This window comes from Isoptericola sp. NPDC056134, assembly GCF_042264825.1.
Taxonomy (GTDB): Bacteria; Actinomycetota; Actinomycetes; order Actinomycetales; family Cellulomonadaceae; genus Isoptericola; species Isoptericola nanjingensis.
This window is the reverse complement of the sequence record NZ_JBHJVM010000043.1, coordinates 1-11,062: the sequence shown is the minus strand read 5'-3', so window position 1 is coordinate 11,062 and position 11,062 is coordinate 1. Positions and strand designations below refer to the sequence as shown.

General features: G+C 73.0%; 12 protein-coding genes and 3 tRNA genes. 3 read left to right on the top strand and 12 right to left on the bottom strand.

From position 1 onward, the window contains the following. Positions 1-66: 66 nt before the first annotated feature. From ACFCZN_RS20770 to ACFCZN_RS20740, 7 genes are all read right to left on the bottom strand, one after another. Complete coding sequence (locus ACFCZN_RS20770) at positions 67-2,277, bottom strand: N-acetylmuramoyl-L-alanine amidase (protein ID WP_430558015.1); 2,211 nt, start codon at positions 2,275-2,277, stop codon at positions 67-69. A gap of 154 nt (positions 2,278-2,431) precedes the next feature. Continuing rightward, a complete protein-coding gene (locus tag ACFCZN_RS20765; RefSeq protein WP_430558014.1) occupies positions 2,432-2,857 on the bottom strand; it encodes a MaoC/PaaZ C-terminal domain-containing protein in 426 nt (141 codons plus the stop codon). After that, entirely contained in the window at positions 2,857-3,327 is a 471-nt protein-coding gene (locus tag ACFCZN_RS20760) for a MaoC family dehydratase N-terminal domain-containing protein (protein WP_430558013.1), read from the bottom strand. Before ACFCZN_RS20760 ends, ACFCZN_RS20765 begins: the two co-directional genes overlap by 1 nt. Positions 3,328-3,356: 29 nt before the next feature. Then, positions 3,357-3,527 carry a 50S ribosomal protein L33 gene (rpmG, locus tag ACFCZN_RS20755; RefSeq protein ID WP_079572326.1) on the bottom strand — a complete coding sequence of 57 codons (171 nt, stop codon included), beginning with the start codon at positions 3,525-3,527 and terminating at the stop codon, positions 3,357-3,359. 90 nt (positions 3,528-3,617) lie between these two features. Continuing rightward, positions 3,618-3,691, bottom strand: a tRNA-Met gene (locus tag ACFCZN_RS20750). 65 nt (positions 3,692-3,756) lie between these two features. Further along, positions 3,757-3,829, bottom strand: a tRNA-Thr gene (locus ACFCZN_RS20745). 142 nt (positions 3,830-3,971) lie between these two features. Further along, positions 3,972-4,053: transfer RNA gene (locus ACFCZN_RS20740), tRNA-Tyr, on the bottom strand. A gap of 124 nt (positions 4,054-4,177) precedes the next feature. Between ACFCZN_RS20740 and rarD the strand changes: the two genes are divergently transcribed. The 3 genes from rarD to ACFCZN_RS20725 are packed head-to-tail and all read left to right on the top strand — an operon-like array spanning position 4,178 to position 6,554. Next, on the top strand, positions 4,178-5,116 hold the full coding sequence (gene rarD / locus ACFCZN_RS20735; RefSeq protein WP_430558012.1) for an EamA family transporter RarD: 939 nt from the start codon (positions 4,178-4,180) through the stop codon (positions 5,114-5,116). A 23-nt stretch (positions 5,117-5,139) separates the two neighbouring features. Further along, entirely contained in the window at positions 5,140-5,637 is a 498-nt protein-coding gene (locus tag ACFCZN_RS20730) for a YajQ family cyclic di-GMP-binding protein (protein WP_429764848.1), read from the top strand. Continuing rightward, positions 5,634-6,554 carry an HAD family hydrolase gene (locus tag ACFCZN_RS20725; RefSeq protein ID WP_429764850.1) on the top strand — a complete coding sequence of 307 codons (921 nt, stop codon included), beginning with the start codon at positions 5,634-5,636 and terminating at the stop codon, positions 6,552-6,554. The genes ACFCZN_RS20730 and ACFCZN_RS20725 overlap by 4 nt, the downstream gene beginning before the upstream one ends. Here the strand turns inward: ACFCZN_RS20725 and ACFCZN_RS20720 are convergent. The 5 genes from ACFCZN_RS20720 to ACFCZN_RS20700 form a co-directional block, all read right to left on the bottom strand. Beyond that, entirely contained in the window at positions 6,530-7,399 is an 870-nt protein-coding gene (locus ACFCZN_RS20720) for a potassium channel family protein (protein WP_430558011.1), read from the bottom strand. The two genes, ACFCZN_RS20725 and ACFCZN_RS20720, sit on opposite strands and share 25 nt — an antisense overlap. 59 nt (positions 7,400-7,458) lie before the next feature. Further along, entirely contained in the window at positions 7,459-8,352 is an 894-nt protein-coding gene (gene htpX, locus ACFCZN_RS20715) for a zinc metalloprotease HtpX (protein ID WP_429764854.1), read from the bottom strand. Positions 8,353-8,466: 114 nt separating this feature from the next. Next, positions 8,467-9,876 carry an FAD-dependent oxidoreductase gene (locus ACFCZN_RS20710; protein ID WP_430558010.1) on the bottom strand — a complete coding sequence of 470 codons (1,410 nt, stop codon included), beginning with the start codon at positions 9,874-9,876 and terminating at the stop codon, positions 8,467-8,469. 199 nt (positions 9,877-10,075) lie between these two features. After that, positions 10,076-10,657, bottom strand: coding sequence for a hypothetical protein (locus tag ACFCZN_RS20705; RefSeq protein ID WP_429764857.1), 582 nt, complete (start codon positions 10,655-10,657; stop codon positions 10,076-10,078). Between the two features lie 201 nt (positions 10,658-10,858). After that, positions 10,859-11,062, bottom strand: a 204-nt coding sequence (locus tag ACFCZN_RS20700; RefSeq protein WP_430558009.1) for a WXG100 family type VII secretion target, incomplete at its 5' end; no start/stop codon positions are given.

The window sequence follows — 11,062 nt, the reverse complement described above, 5'->3', positions numbered from 1 at the left end:
GGCGCGGACCGACAACGGTCCGCGCCCTCTCTATCTCGGCGGGATCCCTTCTCTATCTCGCGGGGCTCAGTGCGGGCGCACCGGGCCGACGGCGTCCGAGGTGAACGTCGCGGACGTGTAGCCGGGCGCGGACACGGTCACCTCGACCGAGATGTCCGCGCCGCGGTCCCGGCCCGTGAGGTGGTACCGCGTCCCGTCCGCTCCGCGCACGGGCTCGCCGTCGCGCAGCCACTGCACGTCGACGTCGGTGTCGTCCCCGGGCAGGTACTCCCCCGGGTCCACGGTGAGCACCTTGCCGATCTTCGCCCTGCCCTCGATGCTCGGCCCCTCGACGTCGGTGACCACAGGGTCGTGCAGCGTCACGTCCGCGGCGCGGGTGAACACCTGCCGGTGCGCGTACCAGAGCTGGTAGTAGGCGTCCTCGCCGCGCACGTCCGTCCGGTCGTCGGGGATCGAGCCGTCGAACGACTTGGCGTTGTAGTAGTCGGTCGTGACCGTGTCGTCCGAGACCACGTAGCTCTGGTCGGCGCCGATCGTGTACTCGATGGGCGTGACCGCCTGCGGCGTGATGCCCGGGTAGGGCGCGTAGGCCGCGCCCTCCGGGTACGCGCGGCCGTAGATCGCGGCCGCCGCGTCGCCGCCCACGGTCACCGTCTGCCCGGTGCTCGGCACGACCACGGGGCGGTCCGCCGGGTTGTGGATCCAGGCCAGCGACCCGGCCCACCACACGCCCAGCCACTCGCCCCGCACCTGCGCGACGACGAGCTGGTGGCCCGAGTTCACACGCGCGCTGATGTCGCTGGCGTAGGTCGTGCCGTCCGCGCCGCCCGGCTTCCAGCCGGGGTCACGGGCGTAGGGCGCGTCGAGCGACGGCGCCTGGTAGGCGAGGGCGAAGTTCGTGCCCGCGCCCGCGACGCAGTCCCCGGAGCCCGGCGACGCCTGCGCGCACCCCGTGACCGGGTTCGCGTTGTCGTCGTAGCCGGCGACCACCTCGACGACGTCGCCCGGCGCGACGTCCGCCGTCGGGTCCAGGCCGCCGCCGATCGGCGCGCCGAGCAGGTCGAAGTAGTGCTCCCAGTCCCAGTACGGCCCCGGGTCCCAGTGCACGCTCTTGGTGGACCCGGGCAGGATGCCGGGGATCTGGTCGTGCCCGATGACGTGGGCGCGGTCGAGCGGGACGTCGTACTTCTCGCCCAGGTAGCGCACCAGCTCGGCCGACGACTGGTACATCGCCTCGGTGAACCAGCCCGACGTGCCGGCCCAGCCCTCGTGCTCCAGGCCGATCGAGTGCATGTTCATGTACCAGTTGCCCGCATGCCAGCCGACGTCGGAGGGCTCGAGGTGGTTCGCCACGTGCCCGTCCGACGAGCGCAGCGTGTAGTTCCACGCCAGGTAGGTGGGGTCGGTGACCAGCCGCACGCTCGGCTCGTACGCCGTCTCCGTGTCATGGATGACGATGTAGTCGATCGACGGACCGCCCTCGCCCGTGCGGTCGGCCTGATCGTGGTTGCCGTAGTTCCCGGTGTTGTCGGGCAGGTCGGCGCTGCCCTTCGCGTACGGCGCGGGCAGCCACTCGCAGCCCAGGTCGGGCGGGCAGTCGGCGGCCGCGTCGCTCGCCGCGGCCGTGGACGCCTCGGGCAGGACGGCGTCGGGCCGGGCGGCGAGGGTCACGCGTCCGCCGTCGTCGGTCGTGCGGCTCTCGCCCTGGCGCAGGGTCGAGTACACCCGGTCGGCGAACGACGGCGAGCCGCCCAGCCGCGCGACGGCCGCGCCCCAGGACGCGAGACCGTCGCCCGCCCCCTGCCCCGCGTCCCCCTGGTAGGAGGCCAGCAGCGCGGCGGCGCCGCAGGTGTTCGCGGCGGCGTCGGACCGGAGCTCGGCCGCGGACAGCCCGGTGAGGGCGGCGGCGCGGTCGAGCTCGCTCACGGCGGCGCGGGGCGTGGCGTCCTTGCCGGCCCCGTCGGGCGCCTCGGGCGCGTGGTCGAGCAGGTTGAACAGGCCGTAGCCCCCGTCGGCGCTGGCGGTGCCGGCGTGCTGGTCCCAGCGGGACTCCATGTAGGAGACGGCCTTGAGCAGGTCGCCGGGGACGCCGGTGGCGTCGCTCGCGGCGGCGAACGCGGACTCCCGGTCCGGCGCGGCGACGACGGCGTCGCAGGTCACGTCGGACGTGGGGGCGGTGGACGGTCCGGCCCCCGCGGCGACCGCGGGGATCGTGGCCAGGGGAAGGAGAAGGCCGGCGGCTGCCAGCCCGGTGGTGCGTCGTCGTACGGATCTCACGGGGAGTGCTCCTCTCGAGGACGAAGTGCGCTCACGGGCGCACCTCGTCATCGAACCGTGAAATCCCGTTTCATGGGAAGTGATAGACGTAAAAAATCTCGTCGCGCCTCGGCGCGACGAGATCAGCGGCCGCGCTCGCTCGCGGGAGGGAAGGTCAGGAGAGGCGGACGGTCGCCTGCGAGCGGCCCAGCACCTTGGCGCCCTCGTGCGTCACCGTGAGGTCCACGCGCACCGTGCCGGCGTCCGCGTCGATCGCGCCCACGGCGGCGGAGACCTCGACGACGGCGGCGCCGTCGTGCGGGACCGGGACCGGCTTCGTGAAGCGCGTCTGGTAGGCGACGACGGCGCCCGGGTCTCCCGCCCAGTCGGCGACGACGCCGACGACGGAGCCCATCGTCAGCATCCCGTGGGCGATGACGTCGGGCAGCCCGACGCCGGTGGCGAAGGGCTCGTCCCAGTGGATCCGGTTGAAGTCGCCGCTGGCCCCGGCGTAGCGCACGAGGCGGGCTCGGTCGAGCTCGACCGTCCCGGTGGCGACGACGTCTCCGACGGTGAGGTCCGCGAGGGCGGGGCGGGTCATCAGGAGTCCTCCCCGCGGATCACGAGGCTCGAGGAGACGGTCGCGACGGGCTCGCGGGCGCCGTCGCCGGCCGCGCCGTCCGCGGCCGCGAAGATCTCGCAGCGCGTCGTCACCATCGCGATGCCGGCCCGCTCGGTCACGGAGTCCACGTGGAGCACCGTGACCAGCTCGTCGCCCGCGACGATCGGCCGGTGGTGCGTGAACTTCTCGTCCGCGTGGACGACGCGCGAGAAGTCGATCCCGGCGTCCGGGTCCTGGACGTACTGCGCCTCGGCCCGCTGTGCGACGACGACGGCGAACGTGGGGGGCGCGACGAGGTCCGGATAGCCGAGACCCCGCGCCGCCACGAGGTCGTGGTGCGCGGGGTGGGCGGCACCGACGGCGGAGGCGAACTCACGGAGCTTCTCGCGCCCCACGGAGTAGGGGGCGGTGGCCGGGTACTCGCGGCCAGCGAAGTCGGGGTTCGCCACGTCGGTGCGGTGATCCGTCGAGGGCTGGGTCAGCGGGTCTCGCGGTGCGACGTGTGCTTGCCGCAGCGCGGGCAGAACTTCGCCAGCTCGAGACGGTCGGGGTCGTTGCGGCGGTTCTTCTTCGTGATGTAGTTCCGCTCCTTGCAGTCCACGCAGGCGAGCGTGATCTTCGGGCGGACGTCCGCGCTCTTGGCAGCCATGGTGTGTCACCTCTCGCGCCCCCGGAAGGCGCCACGTGAATCAAGGAACAGGCCGGTCCGACGCCGGCCGTCGAACCGTGATGATGTCGGTAGCGAGGGCGGGGCTCGAACCCGCGACCTCACGATTATGAGTCGTGCGCTCTGACCAGCTGAGCTACCCCGCCGCGCGTGACGGAACGCAGGACCATGCGTCCTCAGATGAGGACGACGGTCCCGCGTCACATCACAGAGCCCCGAAAGGGAATCGAACCCTTGACCTTCTCCTTACCATGGAGACGCTCTGCCGACTGAGCTATCGGGGCAGCGGAGAAGACTCTACACGGCTCTCGGCACCTGATGAAATCCGCGGGATGCCCGCTCGATCACATCGTGCGCCGGGCCCGTGCGGGCCCCTCCAGACGTCGGACGAGGCGCCTCCCGAGGGGGGCGCCCCGTCCGTCGCGGTGGCAGGTGAGGGATTCGAACCCCCGAAGGCTGAGCCGTCTGATTTACAGTCAGATCCCTTTGGCCGCTCGGGCAACCTGCCGTGCGGGCTCGCGGACGAGCTCGCGGGTAGAACCATAACGCCCCGGAGGGTCCCGGCGGAAATCGTCTCGCCGTGGCCCGCGTCACGACCGCCCGCACCGTCCCCCGGGTCCTACATTGAGGCGGTGACGTCCCCCTCCTCCCCCGACCGCTGGGGGCTGCCGCTCGGCCTCTCGGCGTTCGTCCTCTGGGGCGCGATGCCCCTGTTCTTCCCGCTGCTCGAGCCCGCCGGCCCCGTCGAGATCATCGCCCACCGCGTCGTGTGGAGCCTCGTGTTCTGCGTGGTGCTCCTGCTCGTCACGCGCACGTTCGGGTCGTTCGTCGCCGTCCTGCGCAACGGGCGCGTCATGGGCGCGCTCGCCGTCGCGTCCGTGCTGATCATCGCGAACTGGACCACGTACGTGTACGCCGTGCTCTCCGGCCACGTGCTGGACGCCGCCCTCGGGTACTTCATCAACCCGCTGCTGACCGTGCTCCTCGGCGTCCTCGTGCTGCGCGAGCGCCTCAGGGTGGCCCAGTGGGTGGCGCTCGGGTTCGGCGCCGCGGCCGTCGTGGTGATCTCCACCGGGGTCGGCGGCCTGCCGTGGATCGCGCTCGTCCTCGCGGGCGCCTTCGGGCTCTACTCCCTGGTGAAGAACCGGGTGGGGCGCGACGTCGGCGCGCTGCCCGGGCTGGCCGCGGAGACGGCCGTGGCGACCCCGTTCGCCCTGGTGTACCTCGTGGTGCTCGGCGCCACCGGCGTCGGCACGTTCGCGACGGAGGGCGTGGGGCACGCGCTCCTGCTCGCCGCGTGCGGCGTCATCACGGGGCTGCCCCTGCTGCTCTTCTCGGCCGCCGCGCGCCGGCTCCCGCTGTCCGTGGTCGGGATGCTGCAGTACCTGACCCCGGTGCTGCAGTTCCTGCTGGGCCTGCTGGTGTTCGGCGAGCACATGCCGCCCACCCGCTGGGCCGGGTTCGTGCTCGTCTGGGTGGCGCTCGTGCTCCTCAGCGTCGACGGCACGCGCCAGGCGCGCAGCGCCCGTCTGGCCGCGCGCGCACGCACTACGGTGGTCACCGAACCCTGACCCCCGACCCGAAGGAGCCCGTCATGGCCGACTCGTCGTTCGACATCGTCAGCAAGGTGGACCGCCAGGAGGTGGACAACGCCCTCAACCAGGCCGCCAAGGAGATCGCCCAGCGGTACGACTTCAAGGGGGTGGGCGCGTCCATCGCGTGGAGCGGTCAGGACACCATCGTCTTCGAGGCGAACTCCGCGGAGCGCGTGCTCGCCGCCCTCGACGTGTTCCAGACCAAGCTCGTCAAGCGCGGGGTCTCGCTCAAGGCCCTCGACACGGGCGAGAACGAGCCCCAGTCGTCCGGCAAGGTCTACCGGCTCGCCGGCTCCCTCAAGGAGGGCCTCGCGGGCGAGAACGCCAAGAAGGTCACCAAGCTCATCCGCGAGGAGGGCCCCAAGGGCGTCAAGACGCAGATCACGGGCGACGAGGTGCGCGCGACGAGCAAGTCCCGCGACGACCTGCAGGCCGTGATCGCGCTCCTCAAGGGCGCGGACCTGGACTTCGCGGTCCAGTTCGTCAACTACCGGTGACGGCACGGGCGGGCGGCGCACGCCGCGGGCTGCCGCGCGTCGTCGCGACGGACCTCGACGGCACGCTGCTGCGCTCGGACGGCACCGTCTCCGCCCGCACGCGCGCCGCGCTGCGGGCCGTGGAGGACGCGGGCGCCGAGGTCGTCTTCGTCACCGCCCGCCCGCCGCGCTGGTTGGCCGACCTGGCCGACCTGGTCGGCGGCCACGGCCGGGTCATCGCCCTGGGCGGCGCCGCGGTCTGGGACCTGGGGTCCGGCCGGGCGCTGGACGCCTGCGGCTTCGGCGACGGCGTCGTGCAGGAGCTCGTCGCCGGGCTGCGGGAGGCCGTGCCCGGGGTGGGCCTCGCCGTCGAGACCGTCCGCGGCCCGGCCTTCGACCCCTGGTTCCCCGACGGCGAGCCCGGGCTCGACCGCGGCCTGCGGGCCGTGCCCGTCGAGGACGCGCTGCGCGGCGGGGACGACGCCGTCGCCAAGCTCCTCGCGGTCCGGCCGGGCACGCCGACGCAGGGCTTCGGCGTCGTGCAGCGCGGCGACGTCCGCGACGACGCCCAGGAGGCCTTCTTCGACCGCGTGCGCGGCGTCGTGGACGGTCGCGCCGAGCTGCACTACTCCGGCGCCGCCGGGCTGGCCGAGCTGCTGCCGCCCGGTGTGACGAAGGACGTCGCGCTCGCCCGCTGGTGCCGCCGGCTCGGCGTCGACGCCCGCGACGTGTGGGCCTTCGGCGACATGCCCAACGACCTGCCGATGCTGCGCTGGGCCGGCCGCGGGCACGCCGTCGCCAACGCGCACCCGGAGGTGCTCGCCTGCGCGGACGCCGTCGTGCCGGGCAACGACGACGACGGCGTCGCCGCCGCGCTGGAGGCCGCGCTCGACGTGTCCCCGCCCGTGGACGGCTACTCCGCGGAGCTCTCCCCCTGAGCCTGCGCGCGCTCCCGGTCGGCGACGAGCTGGGCACGCAGCTCCTGCACCTCCGCGACGAGCAGGGCCACCTGCGCCTGGCTGACCAGGCCGACGGGCGCCTCCCCCGCCGGGCCGCGCACCGCGCCCAGGCGGTCGTCCGGCGACGACGTGTCGGTGACCCGCTCCACGAGCCACGACGAGAGCGTCGCCGTCACGACCCCCAGCAGCGCGATGCCGCCGAGCATCAGGCACACCGCGATGACGCGGCCCAACGGGGTCACGGGCGTGAAGTCGCCGTAGCCGACGGTCGTGATGGTCACCATCGCCCACCAGAACCCGTCGCCGAGGTTCACGATGGTGGCGCCCGGCGCGCCGCGCTCGGCCTGCGTCACCGTCAGCGCGCCCACGATCACCAGGAGCGCCGTGCCCGCGGCCGCGAACCGCACCACCCGGCCGCGCAGCCGCACGGCGTTGACCCGGTTGAGGCGCACCACCACGGACACCAGCAGCAGCGGGCGCAGCACGGGCAGCACGACCACGGCGAGCTCGAGCGGGTGCCGGCGGACGTAGCGCCACGGGCGGGGAGCGAGCCGGGCGCGTACGACGTAGTCCACGACGAAGAGCGCCCACGTCACCGCGAGCACGACGGAGCAGGCGGCTCGTACCTCCGGGGAGACCTCCGGGCGCGCGATCGGGATGGCGTACGCGACCAGGAACAGCAGGGAGATCGCGGTCAGCGGCCACTCGGTCGCCGCCTGCCAGCGACGCAGGCGCGCGTGGCCGGCGTCCGGGTGCGACGGCGGGCGCTCGCGCTGCCCGGGCTCGGCCGCGTCGTCCCGGCCGCCCGGCGGGGCTGAGGTCATCGCAGGTCAGCCTGGCAGACCGACGTCGGCCACGCTCCCCGAGCGCGTCGCACGGGCCGTCAGTATCGGGTGATTCCCCCCGGGCCGAAGCCCGTGCCGCCGGCCATCTTCTCCAGGCGGGCGATGCGGTCCGCCATCGGCGGGTGCGTGGAGAACATCTTCGCCATGCCGGCGCCGCGGAACGGGTTGGCCAGCATGAGGTGGGAGACGTTCTGCAGCTCGCGGGTCTGCGGCAGCGGCGCCTTCGCCGTGCCGGACTCCAGCTTGCGCAGCGCCGACGCGAGGGCCATCGGGTCGCCCGTGAGCTTGGCGCCGTCCTCGTCCGCGTCGTACTCGCGCGTCCGGGAGATCGCCATCTGGATCATCATCGCCGCGAACGGCGCGAGGATCGCCATCGCCAGGGCCGCGAGCGGGTTGCCGCCCTCGCGCCGGTCGCCGCCGCCGAAGATCAGCAGGAACTGCGCCAGCGAGGTGATGACGCCCGCCATCGCGGACGCGACCGACGACGTGAGGATGTCGCGGTTGTACACGTGCATCAGCTCGTGCCCGAGCACGCCGCGCAGCTCCCGCTCGTCGAGCAGCCGCAGGATGCCCTCGGTGCAGCACACCGCCGCGTTCTTGGGGTTGCGTCCCGTCGCGAACGCGTTCGGCGCCTGCGTGGGCGAGATGAACAGGCGCGGCATGGGCTGGCGGGCCTCCGTGGAGAGCTCCCGCACGATGCGGTACATCTCCGGCGCCTCGAGCTCCGTCACCGGGTACGCGTGCATCGCCCGGATCGCGATCTTGTCGGAGTTCCAGTAGCCGACGAACGTCGTGACGAGGCCGATCCCCACGAAGACGACGAGCATGCCCGCGCTGCCGCGGAAGAACAGGGCCCACAGGCCGAGGACCACGGCCCACATGACGCCGAAGAGCGCCGCCGTCTTGAGACCGTTGAAGTGCTGGTGGCCCATGTGTCCTGCCGTCTCCTTCCGTGCGCCCTGCCCGCGCCGGCGCGCCGGCAGGATCCCACGGGGTGAACGCGCCGAGGGCCCGGGCGGTTCCCGCCCGGGCCCTCGGTCGATCCGTCAGGCGCGACGGCGCTTCGCGATGTCGAGCATCTCGTCGCGCGGCACGACCTTGATGCGCTCGCGGCCGTGCGGCTCGCCCAGCGACTTCTCGTGCTCGTCGAGCAGCACGAAGTCGTCCCACTCGACGACGTCGACGCCGCGGTCGGCGAGGAAGTCCAGCACGGCCTGCGGGTCGGCCTGCGTCGCGGTGCGGCCGGCCGTGAGGTCCCCCGTCGCGACGTCGCCGCCGTCACCCACGCCCGTGACGTCCTCCACGAGGTGGCGGATCGTCTCGGACGCGTCGGACTTGGTGTGGCCGATGAGGCCGACCGGCCCGCGCTTGATCCAGCCGGTGGCGTACACGCCGGGCAGGTGGTCGCCGTCGAGGTCGACGACGCGGCCCTCGCGGTTGGAGATGACGCCCTTGAGCTCGTCGAAGGGGACCTCCGGCAGCGGCGAGCCGAAGTAGCCGACCGCGCGGTAGACGGCCTGGACCGGCCAGTCGTGGTGCTCGCCCGTGCCCTTGACCGTGCCGTCGCCCTGCAGCGCGGTGCGCTCGGTGCGCAGCCCCACGACCTTGCCGTCCTCGCCGAGGATCTCGGCGGGGGCGTGCAGGAAGTGCAGGTGCAGGCGGCGGGAGGCCGTCTGCGTCGACGGGTCGACGAGGGTCCAGTCCGTGAGCGTCTTGACGACCTGCTTGGTCTGGTTGGACGACTCGACGGCGGCCATGGAGCCCTCGTCGAAGTCGTAGTCCTCGGGGTAGACGACGATGTCGACGTCCGGCACGTGGCCGAGCTCGCGCAGCTCCAGCGGCGAGAACTTCACCTGCGCCGGGCCGCGGCGGGCGAAGACGTGTACGTCCGTCACCGGTGACGACTTGAGGATGTCGTAGACGTTGGCCGGGATCTCGGTGGGCAGCAGGTCGTCCGCGTGCTTGGCGAGGATGCGCGCGACGTCGAGGGCGACGTTGCCGGCGCCGAGCACGGCGACCTCCTTGGCCTCGAGCGGCCAGGTGCGCGGCACGTCGGGGTGGCCGTCGTACCAGGACACGAAGTCCGCGGCGCCGTAGGAGCCGTCGAGGTCGATGCCCGGCACCGGCAGCTCGTGGTCCTTGATCGCGCCCGTGGAGAAGATCACGGCGTCGTAGAACTGGCGCAGGTCGTCCAGCTTGAGGTCGACGCCGTAGTCCACGTTGCCGAGCAGGCGGACGTCGCCGCGGCTCAGCACACGGTGCAGGGCGGTGATGATCTGCTTGATGCGCGGGTGGTCCGGGGCGACGCCGTAGCGCACGAGGCCGAACGGGGCGGGCAGGCGTTCGAAGAGGTCGATGCTCACGTCGAGGTCGGTCTTCGACAGGATGTCCGCGGCGTAGATGCCGGCGGGGCCTGCGCCGACGATCGCGACGCGCAGAGGTCGGATGCTGCTCACTGCGGGATACGCCTTCCGGATCGGGTATGCGTGGCGTTCGATTCTAGGAGGATTCTCCTGCAATCGGGTGAGGCTTACCTCACCTGTCGGGGTCCAGCCTTACCCAGGATGCCATATCTGTCTCACCTCGCGAACGCATTGTCTCGCCGGTCGGTCATGTCTGCCGCGGGCATCGGTATGCCCCGGCGACGGTCGTCCGTCATGACGCGGTCGACACCTCATGCACCGCGCGCGCCACGTCGCCGCCGGCCAGGCCGCCCGTCGCCCGCAGCGGGTGGTACGCCGGCACCACGGTCACCGTCGCGCCGTCGTCGGCCACCCGCAGGGCCGGCGTCTCGCGGGTGCCGTAGGCGGCCTCGACCTGCGTCGTCCCGCCCGGCACCCGCCGCACCGCCCAGCGCGGGCCCGCCTCACGGCGCACCCACACCTCGACCCTGTCGCCGACGACAGCGAGTGCCGCGGGGCTGCCTCCCACCGGGGCGATCCCCCGCGTCGGCGCGCCGGCCGTCCGCGCCTCGTCCAGCGTCTCCGAGGTGGTGAACGCCGGGACGACGACGGCGCCCGGCCGCCGGCGCGCGACGTGGTCGGCGACGGCCCCCGCGCGGCGCACGACCACCGCGAGCGTGACGACGACGATCAGCGCCACCACCAGCAACGCGATCCACAGCGTGGCGTCCTCGACGCCGTCGCGCCGGATCGTGAGCGCGAGGCGCACCGCCGAGAGCACGAAGAAGAGTACGAGCACAGCGGTGAACCACCAGCGGCGTGAGCGGGCATCCATGGCAACCTCCGGGAGGGACGACGGGTGGAGCTCGGGCGGACTGCGCGTACCCGTGGCGTCGTCGGGTGCTGCGGGTCGTCCACGGTGGTGCGCAGCGTCACGACCCGGGCGATCGGTGCCGCAGACGCCTCAGGGGCGGCCCGGTGAACCGGACCGCCCCTGGGCACCGGCCTCTGACCGGGCCTGCACGCCTGACCGTCGTCAGCCGCGGATGCCCTGCGCCAGCTGCGAGTCGGCGTCGGACAGCGTCTGCGCCGCCTGCTCCAGGAACGACGCCATGCCCTCGAGGCCCTCGATGGCCTGCGTGGTGCCCGTCGTGAACTCCTCGTACGACGTCTGGAACGCGCCCGAGGCCTGGTCGGTCACGAAGCCCGACGACACCAGGTTGTTCACCTGCGTCTGCAG

What these genes read in the sequence shown, in the direction of transcription:
- ACFCZN_RS20765 (WP_430558014.1), bottom strand. Translation starts at nt 2,857, where the DNA reads ATGACCCGCCCCGCCCTCGCGGACCTCACCGTCGGAGACGTCGTCGCC.
- rpmG (WP_079572326.1), bottom strand. Translation starts at nt 3,527, where the DNA reads ATGGCTGCCAAGAGCGCGGACGTCCGCCCGAAGATCACGCTCGCCTGC.
- ACFCZN_RS20730 (WP_429764848.1), top strand. Translation starts at nt 5,140, where the DNA reads ATGGCCGACTCGTCGTTCGACATCGTCAGCAAGGTGGACCGCCAGGAG.
- ACFCZN_RS20720 (WP_430558011.1), bottom strand. Translation starts at nt 7,399, where the DNA reads ATGACCTCAGCCCCGCCGGGCGGCCGGGACGACGCGGCCGAGCCCGGG.
- htpX (WP_429764854.1), bottom strand. Translation starts at nt 8,352, where the DNA reads ATGGGCCACCAGCACTTCAACGGTCTCAAGACGGCGGCGCTCTTCGGC.
- ACFCZN_RS20705 (WP_429764857.1), bottom strand. Translation starts at nt 10,657, where the DNA reads ATGGATGCCCGCTCACGCCGCTGGTGGTTCACCGCTGTGCTCGTACTC.